Origin of the sequence: Nodularia sp. UHCC 0506, assembly GCF_034931045.1 — a bacterium.
Taxonomy (GTDB): Bacteria; Cyanobacteriota; Cyanobacteriia; order Cyanobacteriales; family Nostocaceae; genus Nodularia.
On record NZ_JAYGHH010000006.1, the window covers coordinates 88,984 to 106,132 of the forward strand.

At 41.6% G+C, this 17,149-nt stretch carries 13 protein-coding genes; 7 read left to right on the top strand and 6 right to left on the bottom strand.

The window, feature by feature from the left end:
- A partial coding sequence (locus tag VB654_RS06600) for a PucC family protein (protein WP_323212817.1) occupies positions 1-703 on the bottom strand: 703 nt, incomplete at its 3' end.
- Positions 704-827: 124 nt separating this feature from the next.
- On the opposite strand from VB654_RS06600, the gene VB654_RS06605 reads away from it, so the two are divergent.
- The gene (locus VB654_RS06605) at positions 828-1,775 is read left to right on the top strand and encodes an aldo/keto reductase (protein ID WP_323212818.1); all 948 of its coding nucleotides are present in this window, start codon (positions 828-830) and stop codon (positions 1,773-1,775) included.
- A gap of 107 nt (positions 1,776-1,882) precedes the next feature.
- On the opposite strand, the gene VB654_RS06610 is transcribed toward VB654_RS06605, so the two are convergent.
- Both VB654_RS06610 and rimO read right to left on the bottom strand, forming a co-directional pair.
- Positions 1,883-3,388 carry a DEAD/DEAH box helicase gene (locus VB654_RS06610; protein WP_323212820.1) on the bottom strand — a complete coding sequence of 502 codons (1,506 nt, stop codon included), beginning with the start codon at positions 3,386-3,388 and terminating at the stop codon, positions 1,883-1,885.
- A 224-nt stretch (positions 3,389-3,612) separates the two neighbouring features.
- A complete protein-coding gene (gene rimO, locus VB654_RS06615) occupies positions 3,613-4,941 on the bottom strand; it encodes a 30S ribosomal protein S12 methylthiotransferase RimO (protein WP_323212821.1) in 1,329 nt (442 codons plus the stop codon).
- 751 nt (positions 4,942-5,692) lie between these two features.
- On the opposite strand from rimO, the gene btpA reads away from it, so the two are divergent.
- From btpA to VB654_RS06635, 4 genes are all read left to right on the top strand, one after another.
- On the top strand, positions 5,693-6,544 hold the full coding sequence (btpA, locus tag VB654_RS06620; protein ID WP_323212822.1) for a photosystem I biogenesis protein BtpA: 852 nt from the start codon (positions 5,693-5,695) through the stop codon (positions 6,542-6,544).
- Between the two features lie 76 nt (positions 6,545-6,620).
- A complete protein-coding gene (locus VB654_RS06625) occupies positions 6,621-7,619 on the top strand; it encodes a vitamin K epoxide reductase family protein (protein WP_323212823.1) in 999 nt (332 codons plus the stop codon).
- A gap of 489 nt (positions 7,620-8,108) precedes the next feature.
- Entirely contained in the window at positions 8,109-10,307 is a 2,199-nt protein-coding gene (locus tag VB654_RS06630; protein WP_323212824.1) for a CHASE2 domain-containing protein, read from the top strand.
- A 387-nt stretch (positions 10,308-10,694) separates the two neighbouring features.
- The gene (locus VB654_RS06635) at positions 10,695-10,898 is read left to right on the top strand and encodes a hypothetical protein (RefSeq protein WP_323212825.1); all 204 of its coding nucleotides are present in this window, start codon (positions 10,695-10,697) and stop codon (positions 10,896-10,898) included.
- Positions 10,899-10,936: 38 nt separating this feature from the next.
- Here the strand turns inward: VB654_RS06635 and nadB are convergent, their stop codons facing one another.
- The 3 genes from nadB to VB654_RS06650 all read right to left on the bottom strand — a co-directional run bounded on the left by nadB (position 10,937) and on the right by VB654_RS06650 (position 14,339).
- Positions 10,937-12,643, bottom strand: a complete 1,707-nt coding sequence (gene nadB / locus VB654_RS06640) for an L-aspartate oxidase (RefSeq protein ID WP_323212899.1) — start codon at positions 12,641-12,643, stop codon at positions 10,937-10,939.
- A gap of 131 nt (positions 12,644-12,774) precedes the next feature.
- Positions 12,775-13,203: a photosystem II complex extrinsic protein PsbU gene (psbU, locus tag VB654_RS06645; RefSeq protein WP_323212826.1), complete on the bottom strand. Its 429-nt coding sequence runs from the start codon at positions 13,201-13,203 to the stop codon at positions 12,775-12,777.
- 356 nt (positions 13,204-13,559) lie between these two features.
- Positions 13,560-14,339: a DUF3120 domain-containing protein gene (locus tag VB654_RS06650; RefSeq protein ID WP_323212827.1), complete on the bottom strand. Its 780-nt coding sequence runs from the start codon at positions 14,337-14,339 to the stop codon at positions 13,560-13,562.
- Between the two features lie 269 nt (positions 14,340-14,608).
- Between VB654_RS06650 and VB654_RS06655 the strand changes: the two genes are divergently transcribed.
- Positions 14,609-15,574 carry an undecaprenyl-diphosphate phosphatase gene (locus VB654_RS06655; protein ID WP_323212828.1) on the top strand — a complete coding sequence of 322 codons (966 nt, stop codon included), beginning with the start codon at positions 14,609-14,611 and terminating at the stop codon, positions 15,572-15,574.
- A 59-nt stretch (positions 15,575-15,633) separates the two neighbouring features.
- The gene (locus VB654_RS06660; protein WP_323212829.1) at positions 15,634-16,974 is read left to right on the top strand and encodes a TIGR03279 family radical SAM protein; all 1,341 of its coding nucleotides are present in this window, start codon (positions 15,634-15,636) and stop codon (positions 16,972-16,974) included.
- Positions 16,975-17,149: the final 175 nt, after the last annotated feature.

The following is a 17,149-nucleotide window of genomic DNA, read 5'->3' on the forward strand; positions in this document are numbered from 1 at the left end:
CTACGCCAAATGTGGCGATAATTGACAGCCCAAAGACAATAGCTGGAACGATGAAAAATAATCTGTTAATAGCTGACTGTAAACTTTCTAAGGGTGCTTCTGAGGTTAATTGTCTAAGCAAACTGGAACTAATTATTGCTCCCACAATAATCCCCACCATCAGCATTGACCAGACAATACCAACGATTTTAGAACGGTTATCTTCTTGGGAGATATCCACTAATAAAGCCGCAAAGGTAGTACCACTGGCACAAATTGCTAAACCATATATGGCAAAAACTAAAGATAATAATGCTGTCCAGCCGATTGTTTGGGTTGTCCATACCCAGCCATCTGTGTTACTAGCTGCTGCATTTAATTGCCATAGCACTTGTATTGCTAAAAATGAAGCGATCGCAAATACTGCTGCTCCCATCCAAACGTAAGCTGTACGATTGTAGCCCCATAAAGGTTTGAGGTCTGACATTTGACCAAACCAAATGCGCGCCGGGGAAACGAATGCAGGTAGCGCTAGTACTAAGGACACCAATATTGCTGGAATTGCTATTTCTTGAATCATGACTCTGTTGAGTACACCCAGAATCAGGATAGACATCATACTCAGTCCCATTTGAAACAAGCCCAACCGGAACATAGTAATCAGGTTGACTCTTGGCACACTTAAGGATGTAGTTGGGGTATCAAATATATCGCCGCTTGCCATAGCTACTTCTTAGTATAATTTACAGAATCTAGACTCTCTTTAATTAAATCCTGTCCTGACTTTTATTTGTAACGATAAACTATAAAGGTAAATAAATGTAAATAAATAAAATAAATATTGCCACGTGGAAAATATCACATTAGGACAAAATGGCCCCAGTGTTACACCCCTTTGTATTGGAACTTGGGCTTGGGGTGATAAACTCTTTTGGAATTATGGCTATGGCTATGGCCCAGAACAGTTAGAGGCAGCTTTTACAGCCGCATTAGAAGCTGGGATAAATTTCTTTGATACTGCGGAAATTTATGGTTTTGGACTGTCAGAAGAGTTATTAGGGCAATTCATGCAAAAAGCCCAACAACCTGTGCAAATGGCCACGAAATTTGGCCCTTTACCTTGGCGATTTACAGGTCAATCTGTTTCGGATGCCTTAAGTGACAGTCTCAAACGCCTACAATTAGAGCGAGTGGAACTGTATCAAGTACATTGGCCATTTGCCTTCTTTTTAAGTCAAGAAACTTTGATGCATACCCTAGCAGATGAAGTGAAGCGGGGTAGAATCGGCTCAGTCGGCGTGAGTAATTATTCAGCTACTCAAATGCGAGAGGCGCAGCAAATATTGGCTGCGCGTGGAGTCCCTTTAGCTGTCAACCAAGTCTGCTATTCGCTACTAACGCGTCAAATTGAAAGTAACGGCATTTTAGCAGCAGCTCGTGAGTTGGGTGTAACTATCTTGGCGTATAGTCCCTTAGCTCAGGGATTACTCACAGGCAAATATACACCAGATAGAGATGAAACCCCCGGTGGTGCGAGGAAGATAGACCCACGATTTAGTAAAGAAGGCTTACACAAAATTGCCCCGGTCATTTCTTTACTCAAAACTTTGGGAGAAAAATATGATCGCACTCCTGCCCAAGTAGCCCTCAATTGGTTAATTGTTCAAGGAAATGTGATTCCTATTGCTGGGGTAAAAACTGCCCAACACGTAAAACAAAATGCAGGGGCTTTGGGCTGGAGATTAAACACCGATGAAATCGGTCAACTAGAACAAGTGACTCGTTCTTTTCTATGAGGTCTTAGTTGCGAGTTTTGAATTAAACTTGCGGAATAGTTTTTAATTCAAAACTCATAACTTTTACTCAGCACTCAGCACTCAGCACTCAGCACTTAAGAAGAAGCTTATTCTCTACCTGAATTTGAAGATGACACGGAGGTGTCGCGGCGATTATTGGTATTTGTCCGTAACTTAGGCTTGGGACTACCTCCGTTGCTGTCTGATTTGTTCCAGGAACGGTTTCTATCGTTGGAAGAGTCACCACCACCACGACGCTTGGCCAATTTGGGCTTGGTGGAAGGTGCATCATCTTGGGGATCTACGCCTGTTTGCAACCACGCGGGACGAGTTTGATCATAAGCTATTTGTAATGCAGCTGCGGCGATCGCATGAGCATCATATTCTTCAATCAGTTCGCTGACTATGGGCAAGAATGAAGCCAAACGTTCGCCAGTCAAGGCTTCTTTCACTTGTTCTTGCAATTTTTTGATATGTCGTGCTTCAATTTGCGCCCGTGTAGGAATGGACAGCAATTGCCAGTTTTGGCGATTATGACGCTCAAATGCCTGCTGTTTGCGGCGTTCAAAGGGCTGTACTAAGGAAATTGCTGTACCTTCTTTACCAGCCCGACCAGTCCGCCCAATACGGTGAACATAGGTTTCAGCACTATCTGGCAAGTCGAAGTTAATTACATGGGACAGTAGATCGACATCTAACCCCCGCGCAGCAATATCAGTTGCTACTACCCAGCGCACTTGACGATTCCGGAATCGATTTAATAAGCGTTCCCGCGCCTGTTGGGACAAGTCACCGTGGTATTCGTCCACACTGTGACCGGCTCCTTGCAATAGATTGGTCAGTTCTGCGGCTGTCCGTCTGGTACGTACAAAGATTAAAGCTGTTTCTGGGTCTTCCATTTCCAGAATCGGCTGTAATGCTTTGGCTTTTGTCCAATGACGAGGGATGAGATAAGCTACTTGATTGATTTTGTTGGGTGAAGCTTTTGGCTGCTCCACGGTGACTGTAGCCGGGTTTCGCAAAAATTTATTGACAATCATGCGAATTGATGGGGGCATGGTCGCCGAGAACAAAGCTGTTTGGCGCTCTTTGGGGGCTTGAGACAGGATTTTGATTACGTCATCAATAAAGCCCATGCTCAACATTTCATCAGCTTCATCTAGGACAAACCACTTAACTTGATCAAGCTTCAAACAGCCCCGATCTAGTAAATCGATCATCCGTCCTGGTGTACCCACAACCATGTGAACACCACGTTTGAGTTGCATCATTTGGCGTTCAATGGATTGACCGCCGTAAATTGCCAGAATCCGCAATCCATCGTTGCCGACAAATTGATTGATGGCATCGTGAACTTGAATTGCTAATTCACGAGTTGGGGCTAATACTAGAGCTTGTACAGCTTTGTGATTAACATCTAACTGCTCTAAAATTGGCAGAGAAAATGCTGCGGTTTTGCCTGTTCCGGTTTGAGATTGACCCACGACATCCCGACCTGATAGCAGCTGAGGAATGGCTTGAGCTTGAATATTAGTAGGTGTGGTAAAGCCAATGTTTTCTAATTGCTCAACACGTTTTTGTGAAATACCTAGTTCTTGAAAGGAAAGAGTCATTAATTCTCCTGGATTGTGTTTTTTGGTTGTGAATTTTTAAATCTGACGGCATTTGCTGATATACAGCAGTTGCATTCAGTTGCCAGATTTAAAGCAAGTGTGTGAAACCCTAGTTAGAAAGCGTTAGTGAGTAAAGAGAGTCAGTGATATCCCTGGGGCTGGACGTGACTTTTCTTCTGTCCGAAACGCTGCGTTTGTGCAGTGCTGGACTCACTCTGCGGCCTCTACTTTTGGTAACTACTAACAACTTGACCGTAGAGGTCATAAGTATCAGCGCTATGGATAGCTACTGGTACGATGGTTCCTAATTTTGCTTCCCCATCGATATATATCTGACCATCGACTTCTGGGGAAAACCTACCTGAGCGACCTATGAGCTTTCCAGTTTCAGGGTGTTCTTGCTCAATCAGGACCTCAACTATTTTGCCGATTTCCTGTTGATTTTTTTTACCCGCAATCGGCTCTTGAAGCGCCATTAATTTATGCCAGCGCTCATCCATCACTGCTTGGGGTAATTGATTGGCTAGCTTGTAAGCGGGCGTTCCTTCTTCCGGTGAAAAAGTGAATACTCCAACATGGTCAAATTCGTGTTTTTGAACGAATTCTAGTAGATGCTCAAAATGTTCTGCGGTTTCGCCAGGGAAACCAACTATAAATGTTGTCCTGAGTACCGCATTTGGTAGGGCTGTTTTGATGCGTTCAATAATCCCATCATTTACCCGTCCTTGCCAAGGACGATTCATTGAGCGAAGAATATCTGGATGAGAATGTTGAAGGGGCAAATCTAGATATGGTAAGACGTTGTGGGTTTCTTGGATTGCCTCTATGACATCTGGGGTTAGTCCGGTGGGATATGCATAATGCATTCTAATCCACGGTACATCTACTTTACCCAAAGCCCGAAGTAATTCGGCTAACTTTGGCTTACCATAGATATCTAACCCGTAATTGGTAGTGATTTGGGAAATTAAAATAATTTCCTGCACCCCTTGGTTAGCTAACTGCTCCGCTTCAGCAACTATAGATTCAATAGTACGCGATCGCTGGTTCCCTCTGAGATAGGGAATAATACAAAATGCACAACGATAATCACATCCTTCGGCTACCCGCACATAGGCAACGCCTTCGGTTGTAGTGCGATAACGCGGTGTAGTTTCGTCGGCAATGTAGGTTGGTTCTAGACTAACCTCTTTTACCTGCTCGCCTTTTTCTACACGCTCAATTACATTAACAATTTTGTGATAATCACCAGTGCCTACCAGTGCCACCGCTTCTGGCAATTCTTCCAATAATTGTTCTTGGAAGTGCTGTGCCATACAGCCAGTGATCACGACTTTTTTGTTGGCTTCTGCCAGTTCTACTAAAGTTCTGACAGATTCTTGTCTTGCTGCTTCTATAAAACTACAAGTATTAACTATAACGTAATCTGCTAACTCTTCATTTGTATCTACACCATAGCCTGCTTCTGCAAGCAGTCCTAGCATATGTTCTGTATCAATTCGATTTTTTTCGCAACCCAGATGCGAAATTGCAATCGTTGGCTTTTCACCCATATTTTGAAAACATTTTCTGTTTTTTTGTAGTCAGATACGCAAGCAGCGATAATTTCGCTTCTTGTGATACACACCTTTACACAATCAAGGGCTAGAATAACAGGTTTTAACTGCCAGTTACTACCTGCCGATATATGACATGGATAGTTTCCGACCATGTTATGATATTTGTACTATTTAGTCTATTTCCCAGGGTAAAGCGAGTGTCTTTGAGTACAATTGACACCTGTATTTTTTTTAACAAGTTTTCTGTTGGTATTTTTCATTACCACAGCGTGTGTGTTGTTAATTTACCCGTCGGGAAGCCGCCCAAAGGGCTTGTTGTGAGAAGTCGCTACCCTCAGGGGAAACCGCGCTCTCTGGGTAGTTTGTTTGACCCAGGAGTACGAAACCACGCCTAATAAAGCAATAGTGCTACCCTTTTGCTCAGACTTTGCCCACGACTATGCGCGCACGAGATGTCTAAACCAGGGAAAGCTGCCTTGCGTCTTGTGAGTGGCAAACTCCTCTTCTAGCCTAGTTTTATCTTAACATATCTTAGGGGAGGTTTTACGATAATTTCCATCCTAGGGAAGAGGTAGTAAAACAACCAACTTAAAACCCATTTGACTAGTTAGTTAAAAGTCAAGAAGAGCCAGCGCCATCAGCAGGTTCGGTTGACTTGAGGTGACTGGCGTTCAATAGTCAATAGTCAAACATATTCTAGACTCTCGACTGGTGGACACTAGACCCCGCAAAGCGGATTAAAGACGTGGAATTATATCAGCTATTTAAAACTCGAACACCGATTATTGGCGTGGTTCATCTACTTCCACTGCCCACCTCGCCCCGTTGGGGAGGTAATCTCAAAGCGGTAATTCACCGTGCTGAACAAGAAGCCGTCGCCCTAGCTAGTGGTGGGGTAGACGGTATTATTGTGGAAAACTTTTTTGACGCACCGTTTGCCAAAAACCAAGTTGATCCAGCAGTTGTGAGTGCCATGACTGTGGTAGTACAACGAATCCAAAATTTGGTGACATTGCCTATAGGCTTAAATGTTTTACGGAATGATAGCAAAAGTGCAATGGCAATTGCCAGCTGCGTGCGAGCCGAATTCATTCGAGTCAATGTATTGACAGGGGTAATGGCAACTGACCAAGGATTAATTGAAGGAGAAGCTCATCAATTACTCCGTTATCGGCGAGAATTGGGCTGTGATGTCAAAATCCTCGCTGATGTATTGGTAAAGCACGCTCGTCCATTGAGTTCTCCAAATCTCACAGTTGCCGTAAAAGACACTATTGAAAGAGGTTTAGCAGATGCCGTAATTTTATCTGGCTGGGCTACCGGTAGCCCTCCTAATCAAGAAGATTTGGAACTAGCTTGTGGTGCAGCAAATGAGACTCCAGTCTTCATTGGTAGTGGAGCCAATTGGGAAAATATTGCTACACTGATGCAGGCGGCAAATGGTGTAATTGTTTCCAGTTCTCTCAAGCGCCACGGTCGAATTGAGCAACCAATTGACCCAATTCGCGTCAGTCAATTTGTAGAGGCCGCCCATAGTCTTTGGAATTCTCCGGGTGAGATTCAGTCTATTTCTCCGCCCATGAAAATACATTCTTAGGGAGGAGGGGAGAGAAGACAGTAATTTCCTAATGACTAATGACCAATGACCAATGACCAATAACTAATAGCAGTTTATGATTCGCCGCCGTTCTACTCCTTGGATTCATAAATGGTCGCGTCCATTGATTGCCGCGATCGCTGGACTTGGTGCCTTAACTACAGGTTATATCGCCATAGAAAAGTTAACAGGAGGCACAGCCGCTTGTGTGGCCGAAGCTGGTGCTAAAGGCTGTAATGATGTACTTTCCAGCCCTTGGGCAACCATACCAATTTTTGGCGGTCAGCCGTTAGCTTTATTTGGGTTGTTGGCTTATGTGAGTATGGTGATTTTGGCTGTTACTCCCTTAGCATGGAAACCAGATGATAAAAATAGCCAGAAAAAATTAGAAAACTCAACTTGGTGGTTGCTGCTGATAGGAGCGATCGCTATGTCGGTTTTCAGTGGCTATTTAATGTATTTGTTGGCATTCCAAATTCAAGCCGTCTGTTATTACTGTATTGCTTCGGCTTTATTCTCAGTAAGTCTGTTAATTTTGACAATTATCGGTCGTTCTTGGGAAGATATAGGGCAAATCTTCTTTACCGCTATTATTGTGGGCATGGTAACGCTGATTGGTACTTTAGGTGTCTATGCTGGCGTGAATCCATCAGGTGTAACATCAGATTCGACTTCTGGAGAATCTCAACGAATTAGCTTTACTCCCAAAGAACAACCTAATCCAGCTTTTGGTTGGGAAATCACCACTACCTCTGGTGAGGCAGAAATTGCACTAGCACGTCATCTAGCCACCACAGATGCTAAGGAATATGTTGCCTATTGGTGTCCTCACTGCCACGAACAAAAACAACTTTTTGGTAAAGAAGCTTACCAAATTTTAGAAGAAAATCAGATCATCGTAGAGTGTGCTGCTGATAGCCCTAAAGCTCAACCAGAAGTGTGTCAAGCAGCGAACATCACAGGCTTTCCTACTTGGATTATTAATGGTCAACCCTATAGCGGAGTCCAAAACCTCGATCAACTGGCAAAAATTTCTGGTTATACAGGCCCTAGAAACTTTAAGTATTTCCGATAATTACTGCCAATAAGTCCTTTTCCGTCAAAACTTCCATTAAATATAGTCAACTGGTTAAAAGATGAATTTTTGCCAGTTGGCTTTTTTTATCTATAAATACGGAAAAAAGATTTTTAGATTTGAAGTTATCCATAGAATAGTAATTTGTAGTTGAGTAGAATATTGCTCAAGTTATGAAGGCTTTATAGAAATATTATGTTGTTTTTGTAAAGTAGCTACCAATACGATAAAAATATTTTATTCCATGAGGAGTTATGTATTTGTACATCACCTTGAACATCAGTAAAAACTCTGTTATAGCATCAGGTTAATTGATTATTGACTACTTAATTAACGGTATTTCAATAGAGTTGAGTCCAGCTTTTTAGAGGAACCTAACTTCATGAAAAGATTCAGTAAACCCTATATAAAGTTGGTACGCAGGTATTATTTGCTAGTTAATTGATAGCCATAGCAAATGAAAAATATTTATCCTCCTAGGTAATGGGAATGATTAAGCAGCTAGTCCAGTGTCGTATTAAGTTAATTTTAAGACTCAAACAAATGCTTAGTCGAGAAGATAAAGAGCTAATGACAGCTTTGATGGTTGCACTTTGTGTTTTAATTTTGCGTTCTATAGGATTGTTACAACCTATAGAGTTAGCAGCGTTGGATCAATTATTTCAATTACGTCCAAATGAACCGCCTGATAATCGAATCACTATTGTAGCCATTGATGAAGATTCTTTAAAGCAAATAGGTTATTGGCCAATTCCAGATGGTGACATAGCTAATTTATTACAAAAAATACAGATTCATCAACCCCGTGCTATTGGTTTAGATATATATCGGGATTTACCAGTTAAATATGGTTATGACCAACTGATAGCAGCTTATCGATCAATGCCGAACTTGATTGGTAATCAACTGTTGGCGAATAGTCAAAATGGCAGTGTTTCACCTCCACCAGAACTGAATAATCAACAAGTAGGTTTTAATAACTTATTGTATGATTCTGATGGTAAAGTACGTCGCAGCTTACTATATTGGCACGTTGGTGAACAACTATACGAAAGTTTTGCTTTGAAGCTGGCTTTATTGTATTTACAATCCGAAGACATTATTCCCCAGAAAGCAGCTAATAACCCTGAGTATTTACAGTTAGGTAAGGCGGTATTTACTCGTTTTAAAGCAAATGATGGTGCTTATGTCAGGGCTGATGCTAAAGGCTACCAAATTTTGTCCAATTTTCCCAAACCAGGCTGTCGTAATTCATCTATAAAATCTTGTGGTTATCATCAAGTTAGTATGAGGGATGTGTTGGAAAATAAGGTTCCAAAAAGCTTGATTAGCGATCGCATTGTACTTATTGGTACTACTGCTCCCAGTATTCAAGATTTTGTATTTATTCCTCATTCTAGTTCTTTCATCGGTACAGCAAAACCGATTCCAGGTATCAAACTGCAAGCTTATTTTATTAGTGAGTTAATCTCAGCCGCTTTAGAAGAGCGACCTTTGCTTAAAGTGTGGCCTCAAACATGGGAATACCTATGGATTTTGGCTTGGTCTTATGTGGGTGCTGTGGTTACATGGCGAATACGAAACCCCACTAAAAGTATCTTTATTACTTTATTATCTTGCTTGGTAATGGTTCTATGCACTTACTTAGCTTTCTTGTCCGGTTGGTGGATACCGATGATTCCGGCATTATTGGCTTTTGGCAGTTCAGCCATTTGGATTACCTTTTATATTGCTTATAAACAAGATGAATTAAAGCGTTCTAAAGAGTTTTTACAACAGGTGATCAATAAGATTGCTGACCCAATTTTCGTAAAAAATAAACAATATCAGTGGATTGTTCTCAATGAAGCTTATTGTCAGTTAATCGGTTATCCCAATAGTGTGTTACTGGAAAAATCAGATTATGATTTTTTTGCTAAACATGAAGCAAATGTGTTTCGACAACAAGACCAGCTAGTTTTTCAAACTCAGCAACCCCAGGAAAATGAAGAAGAATTTACTGATGCTAATGGTAATACTCATTATATTGCCACTAAGCGATCGCTCCACAAAGATGCGGCTGGTAATTTCTTTTTAGTGGGAGTCATTCGAGATATGACGCAGCGTAAGTTAATGGAAGACGAACTTAAGCGTACTGCGGCTGAGTTATCCCGTTCCAATAATGAATTAAAGCTGAAAGAAGACCACTTGCGTTATCTCGCTGATCATGATTCTTTGACAGGCTTAACTAATCGTAAATTTTTTATAGAACAGCTTCAAGAATCGTTAATTTGGGCGCAAAATCATAATTTGTTAATAGGACTGCTGTTTATCGACTTAGATGGCTTCAAGCAAATAAATGACTCTTTAGGACATGATATAGGCGATCGCCTGCTAGTATCCATTGCTCAAAGACTCAGTAACACTTTACGAGGTAGCGATACTGTGTCTCGACTAGGGGGTGATGAATTTACAATCATTTTACGAACAATTCCTAACTTGCAGATAGCTGCTAAAATTGCTGAAAAAATTCTAGAAAGCATTAACCAACCCATTATTTTGGGAGAATGTAACATTAGGGTTTCTGCAAGTATCGGAATTAGCATATACCCACACCATAGCCAGGATGTTGAAACACTGATTCGACAAGCCGATACTGCTATGTATCGCGCCAAACACCTTGGTAAAAATCGTTATGTATTTGCTTGAAATTGTTACAGAAGCAGCACCTCAAAAATTCTGAAATAGTTCAGGCACTTGATGTGTATTTAGCGTTAAATACAATACTTTTACATTGCTTGCAAATTTTGAAGTATGTATTTATACGGGAAGAAATTAAAGTTTTCGCAAAGATTTATAACTTTAGACTGATGCTTTAACCACTTGGTCGCTATATCACTTAGATATTCAATCTAATTCACAACGACAGCTATGGCTAATATGCAAGCTACTAATCATCTATCACATTATTTATCTATTTATTTAAGATTTAATTTTTCCAGAAAAATAGCTCTTACTACTGTAGATAAAGAGATCAAGAACAAGAATCATAATTCATGGAATTCACCAAAACTTATGGGAAGGAAATTGAGAATTATGACAGTTATGATATTTTTTATGAGTGTTTATTGGCTAGTTCCCAAAATAGTGGATATGACGGTCAGCGTCAATGCTACGACATTTGATGAGTTGAATGGCGATAGTAGCAAGAGTTTAACAATTGACCAGAATTCCCAAGGAATGTATATTCCACCAAATAATGGTGGTCCTGACAGTCAGCATGGTAGTGGGACACGTTAAACCCTGTTACTTCATGGCTGTGAAGAAGCGGAACTGTCTCACCTGTAAAAATTCGGAGACAATCTCTCATCTTTCAAAATTAAAGATTTCTGCCATTGGTGTTTTTGGATCAGCGTATGAACTTCCCAATCAGGGTTTGGTTGAGGGTAGTCTATGCGGTAGTGTCCGCCCCGGCTTTCAGTTCTAAAAGCTGCACTTTTAAGAATTAAATAAGCTACATCTAATAAATTACGGGTTTCTGCCCACAGTCGCAATTGCCTCTCTACATCTGGGATGTCGAAATTAACTGGTTCGTTGGGACTTAAAGAAAGTAAGAAGTGACTCAAAGGTAAAGCAGCAAAATCTTGTTGCCAAGATTCAATAGTGGCGATCGCCGTTTCTAAACCTGACTGTTCGCGACAAATCCCTGCACTTTGCCAAACCAAACGAGGTAACTTCTCTCTGAGTATTTCTAACTGGGTTTTTTGGGTTTGCCATTCACCAATATCAGCGCTAAATTCTCTTGGGGCTAATGTTGGTATTTCTGAAAATGGTGTAACGTCTGCCAAATCAATATTAGCCATCTGCGCTCCAAAAACAATACATTCGAGCAGAGAGTTACTTGCCAAACGATTCGCCCCATGTACTCCAGTGCTGGCGGTTTCTCCCACTGCATATAAACCGGGAATGTTTGTGCGGTTCATTAAATCAGCAACAATACCACCCATCCAGTAATGGGCTGCTGGGGCTACAGGAATGGGTTCATGGAAGACATCAATACCCCAATGTTGACAAACTTTGACTATGTTGGGAAAGCGATGACGAATTTTTTCTGGGGGTATGGGGCGCATATCTAACCAGACATGGGCAGTAGCTAGATCGACGGCAGTGTGTTGCAGATGGCTGAAAATAGCTCTACTGACTACATCTCTGGGTGCTAGTTCTCCCGCCGGATGGTAGTCAAAGGCAAACCGCCGCCCTGTGTCATCAACCAGGTGTGCGCCTTCGCCTCGTACAGCTTCACTTATGAGAAAGTGGTCTGCACCCGGTTTAGTGAGGGATGTAGGGTGAAATTGCACAAATTCTAAATCCCGGAGTATCGCCCCCGCCCGCCAAGCGATCGCCACTCCATCGCCTGTACTGACAGCCGGGTTAGTAGTTTGGGCAAATACTTGTCCACCGCCACCAGTGGCTAAAATCACGGCACTAGAACTAATCCAGGTGATTTTACCTTGATAAAAGAGGCTAATTCCCTGACATCTCCCGGTTTGAGGTTCTAGCCACAAATTCAAAGCCAAAGCTTGCTGGATGACTTGAATGTTTTGGCGACGTAATACTTGCGCTGTTAAGGTGGTGGTGACTGCCCTACCTGTAGTATCGGCAGTATGAAGAACACGATGACGAGAATGGGCGGCTTCTAAAGTTAAAGCTAAGGCCTGACCGTGACGGTCAAAAGCCACTCCCAAGTTAACTAGGGATTGAATACATCCAGGGGCGGCTTCGGCGAGAAATTCTACAGCCGGGCGATCGCATAGACCTGCACCAGCGTGTAAAGTATCCTCAATGTGCAGCGAAGGCGAATCTTCTGGGGCGATGGCCGCCGCAATGCCGCCTTGCGCCCAATCACTGGCAGATAAAGATACAGTTTCTTTGGTAATCAAGCCGACTCGTAAATTCTCTGGTAGACACAGGGCTGTGTAAAGTCCGGCAGCGCCAGCACCGATTACTAAAATATCAAATTGGCTAGGAATATCTATTTGAGGCAAAGTCAAACAATTTTGGATTTTGGATTTTGGATTTTGGATTTTGGGGAAGCAGTGCGGTCTTTTCCCAAAGGGACGGGGAAAAAGGAGATAATTCCCCATTTCCCTGACCCGATTTACTTTTTAGTGATCTGTTATCTGTAGATCCCGTTATTAAAGCGATCATCTCCGGCGTTGAAGATGGTTTCTAGTTCGGTGACAGCGAAGTTATCTAAGTTGGCTTGCAAAACTTGTTTTTGGCGATCGCTCAATCCCGGCAGTTCCAATACATCTTCTACCTTCTTATAAGGAGCATTCAGGACAATTTTCTTAGCTAGGGTAGGGTACATCCCTGGAAACTGTTGAAAAGCTCGCACGTTGGTATTGTTCAAGTCAACTTTTTTACCAAATTCTGTCCCTAACTTTGCGTCAGCTCTATTCTGTCGGCTAATTGCCAAAACTGGAACTTGTGCCATAGCAAAACTGTTAATATTGGCAGCATTGGCTATCTGAGTTGTTCCCAGCCATCCCCAAGAACCAAGTAATAAGCTAAATACTGTTAATAAACGTACCAATGTTTTCATGATCTTTCTCCCTCTTTCCATCAAAGACAAAAATAACTACGTTAAGTCAAATACTATCAACTGTAAGCTGAATTCAGACCTATGAAGTAAAGCACACCGATTAATACTGTGAGCTTCTATTTCGTCTTCGCCTGAGAATATACATGAGTGTATGTTCATCCTAGCTCCTTCACAGCTCATAGTTTCTTCAAAACACAGCAGTCATCAAAAACTAATATACAGCGTATTAATACCCGCAATATTTGCTGCTACTGGGTTTGATACTATTTTTACAAAAAGTTATCTACACAGATAAAATAGGGGCTAAAAGGTATTGCTTAGGTTTCTTTTGATACCATAATTATCTTGATGAATTTTTAGGCTGCATTTGCAGCTATCAAGAATAGGCTATCTACCAAGATTGTACTTAACACTGCGCCCCCAAAGGCGTACCAATGTTGTGATTTTGTCCGTAAAGGTACAATTCCTGCCGTTAAAAGCAAAATAGCCAAAACTACTGCCCAGCCTTGTCCCCAAGGTGTTTGGACTTGGATTAAAGCAGTTTGTAGTATTGGTGACACTCTATCCGGTTCTACTTGCATAATTTGCCGCCAATAAGGCATCAAGTCTACTAGATAAAAATACACATCAGTCAAAACTGTACCGAGTAAGGAGCCTAAGTAAAACCAGTTACCAACTTTACCCCAGTTTTTGACTAGACACCAACAAGCAAAAGGTAAACCGATAGATTCTACAGGTAAATGCCAAACAGGTTCCCAACGTAGCCAACCCCAGTAAATCGCTCCTGCTAACCAACTCCAGCTAAAGCCAAAGAGCAAATCTCCCCAGATATAAGTTGTGGGACGTGACATGAGGGTGAAACTGAGCCACACCCAAAATCCTGTGAGGGCTACACTTAATACTGGCAGCGATCGCACTAATGGGGCTTCTATAAATACTGGTACTGATACTAAAAACACAGCCGCCGCCAAGACTAACCAGGTTTGGCGTGTAGGCGTAGATATAAGTATAGAAGGAGATAAAGCGAGTGTAGATTCTAACTCTTTAATGCTCTTTGTCCCCACTTCAGTCGTGGGTAAATCGGTATTGATTGGTGTAGTAGGACTGGTGTATGAAGACAAGGTATTATTAATCAACGTTTTTAATATTTGTTACTAAACTTTATGTTACTTAAGATATCACACTTAAAATCCCCCCCCTGGGCATTTATATTTTACCTAGATTTTGCCTAGATTGTTTATGGCAAGGAAAGTTGGCACATGATGAGTGCTGGATGATCTAATTTTTTGATTCCTAGTGGACACTTTCTGGGGTTATTTTCCTGGAAAGTCACCCATATAGTTGTTTGTGTAATTGGTTGTCATCAAAGCACACGCGATCTGCTTTGCTATCACAGGTAAATTAAATGGCTATATCAAAACGTCAATGGTTTGTGCTGTTGAGTGCAGTGTCTGGTATTTTCTCAGTTACAGTGTTTCCCATTCAGGTTTTAAGTAACCAAGCTAACCCGGTTTTAGATGGGGTAGAGCAACAAATGAATATTTTGCAAGCTATTTTTTTAGGGTTTGTGCAGGGAATGACCGAATTTTTGCCCATTAGTAGTTCAGCACATTTAAAGGTTGTGCCGGTAGCGCTGGGTTGGGGTGATCCAGGAGTAGCTTTCACCGCAATTATTCAGCTTGGTAGTATTGTTGCCGTGCTGTGGTATTTCTGGGATGATATGGCGCAAATCATCAAAGGAGCCACAAAAGCGATCGCGCTGAAAAATTACGAAAACCAAGACTTGCAGCTATTTCTGGGAATTACCTTGGGAACCATGCCAATCCTGGTTTTGGGACTGTTAATTAAAAGATTTATCCCAGATTATGATAATTCACCCTTAAGAAGCCTGATCGCGATCGCCATTGCTTCGATAGTCATGGCGCTGTTATTGGGAATAGCAGAAAAAATTGGCAAACGTCAACGTGAATTTGAGCATCTCACCATGAAAGATGGGTTATTGATGGGTTTAGCTCAAGCGTTAGCATTAATCCCTGGAGTATCTCGTTCAGGTTCCACCATCACAGGGGGGTTATTTATGAGTTTAGAACGAGAAACAGCCGCCAGATTTTCATTTTTGCTAGGAATTCCCGCCATCACCCTGGCTGGATTGGTCGAATTAAAAGGTTTTTTAGAAGTAGGCGTAGCTAATGTAGCTATGGTTCCGATGATTGTCGGCACAATTTCATCTGGGGTATTTTCATATATGGCGATCGCTGGCTTAATCCAATTCCTCAAAACCCAAAGCACCTGGGTATTTATTTGGTATCGTCTAGCATTTGGCATCGTCATCTTAGGTGCAATCAGCGCCGGATTGTTGAAAAATAGTTAATAGTCATTGGGAAGTTACCGTCTTCTCCCCCCTGCACCCTGCCCCCCTGCTCTATAATCATGTCTACCATCCGTCCTGCTCAAATCACTAAAGTATTACCCGATTCCATAGCCGCAGAAGTTGGCTTTGATGCGGGAGATGCCATAGTTGCTATTAATGGCACACAACCCCGTGATTTAATTGATTATCAATTTTTGTGTGCTGATGAAGTTCTTGAACTAGAAGTTTTAGACGCAACTGGTAAAACTCATTATGTTGAAATTGAAAAAGATTATGACGAAGACCTGGGGCTAGAATTTGCCACAGCTCTATTTGATGGGTTAATTCAATGTAATAACCGTTGTCCATTTTGCTTTATTGACCAGCAGCCACCAGGTAAGCGTTCTAGCTTGTATTTAAAAGATGATGATTACCGTCTAAGTTTTTTATACGGTTCTTATTTAACTCTCACCAATTTGTCAGAAAAAGAATGGCAGCGTATTGAACAAATGCGCCTATCTCCCTTGTTTGTTTCTGTTCATGCAACGGAACCTGAAATCAGAATTAGACTGCTAAAAAATCAGCGTGCCGGACAAATTTTGACACAAATTAAATGGTTCCAAGACCGAAGACTGCAAATTCATGCCCAAGTAGTGGTTTGTCCTGGCATAAATGATGGCAAACACCTAGAACAAACTCTTAAGGATTTAGCGTCTTTTCATCAAGGTGAAATACCTGCTGTGGCATCAGTCGCAGTGGTTCCCGTGGGCTTGACACGCTTTCGCCCAGAGGAAGATGAACTGATTCCTGTAACTAGGGAAAAAGCCCAAGAAGTAATTTCTCAAGTAAAAACTATCTCCCAGGCATTTCGTCAAAAATTTGGTTCTGGTTTTGCTTGGTTAGCCGATGAATGGTTTTTAATTGCAGGTGAGGAATTACCCAGCGAGGCGGAATATGAAGAATATCCGCAAATTGATAACGGTGTGGGTTCCATTCGTTTATTTATTAAGCAATTTGCGTCTACAGCCGCCGATTTATTACCGCCAAAGCTTGATCATCCCAAAAAATTAACGTGGGTAGTTGGTAATGCAGTCGAACAAGCATTTCAACCAATTTTGACACGTTTAAATGCTGTTGAGAATTTAGAAGTGAATATGCAGGCTTTATCTAGTGATTACTGGGGACAAAATATTAGTGTCACTGGGTTGATTACAGGTCATGATTTACTGTTAAATCTTCCCGGAAAAGATTTAGGTGATGGCATTCTATTGCCAAAAGTTATGTTAAAAAATGGCGAATTGGTATTTTTAGATGATATGACTGTTGCTGAAGTAGCTAAAGAACTTAATACAGAAATATTCCCCGTGTCTGGAATTGAAGAATTGATCAAGGCTTGTATTGCTGAATTAGTGATGGTTTAGTTATAACGGTTTTTATATGAATGAAAACAGTGTTGACAGATCAAAGCTTTGATGTAGTGGCGGGTCTACAAATATGCTCAATTCCCAATAATAATTTTAATAACTCCGAACCTAATGCCTCAGAATTCAGCACGGGCTAAAGGCCCCGCTACCGCTAACAGCACTTTTCGATAGC

Excerpts from the sequence above, each read along its gene's own strand:
- rimO (WP_323212821.1), bottom strand. The coding sequence starts at position 4,941 with ATGGGTGAAAAGCCAACGATTGCAATTTCGCATCTGGGTTGCGAAAAA.
- VB654_RS06610 (WP_323212820.1), bottom strand. The coding sequence starts at position 3,388 with ATGACTCTTTCCTTTCAAGAACTAGGTATTTCACAAAAACGTGTTGAG.
- VB654_RS06630 (WP_323212824.1), top strand. The coding sequence starts at position 8,109 with ATGATTAAGCAGCTAGTCCAGTGTCGTATTAAGTTAATTTTAAGACTC.
- VB654_RS06660 (WP_323212829.1), top strand. The coding sequence starts at position 15,634 with ATGTCTACCATCCGTCCTGCTCAAATCACTAAAGTATTACCCGATTCC.
- VB654_RS06635 (WP_323212825.1), top strand. The coding sequence starts at position 10,695 with ATGACAGTTATGATATTTTTTATGAGTGTTTATTGGCTAGTTCCCAAA.
- VB654_RS06655 (WP_323212828.1), top strand. The coding sequence starts at position 14,609 with ATGGCTATATCAAAACGTCAATGGTTTGTGCTGTTGAGTGCAGTGTCT.
- VB654_RS06625 (WP_323212823.1), top strand. The coding sequence starts at position 6,621 with ATGATTCGCCGCCGTTCTACTCCTTGGATTCATAAATGGTCGCGTCCA.
- psbU (WP_323212826.1), bottom strand. The coding sequence starts at position 13,203 with ATGAAAACATTGGTACGTTTATTAACAGTATTTAGCTTATTACTTGGT.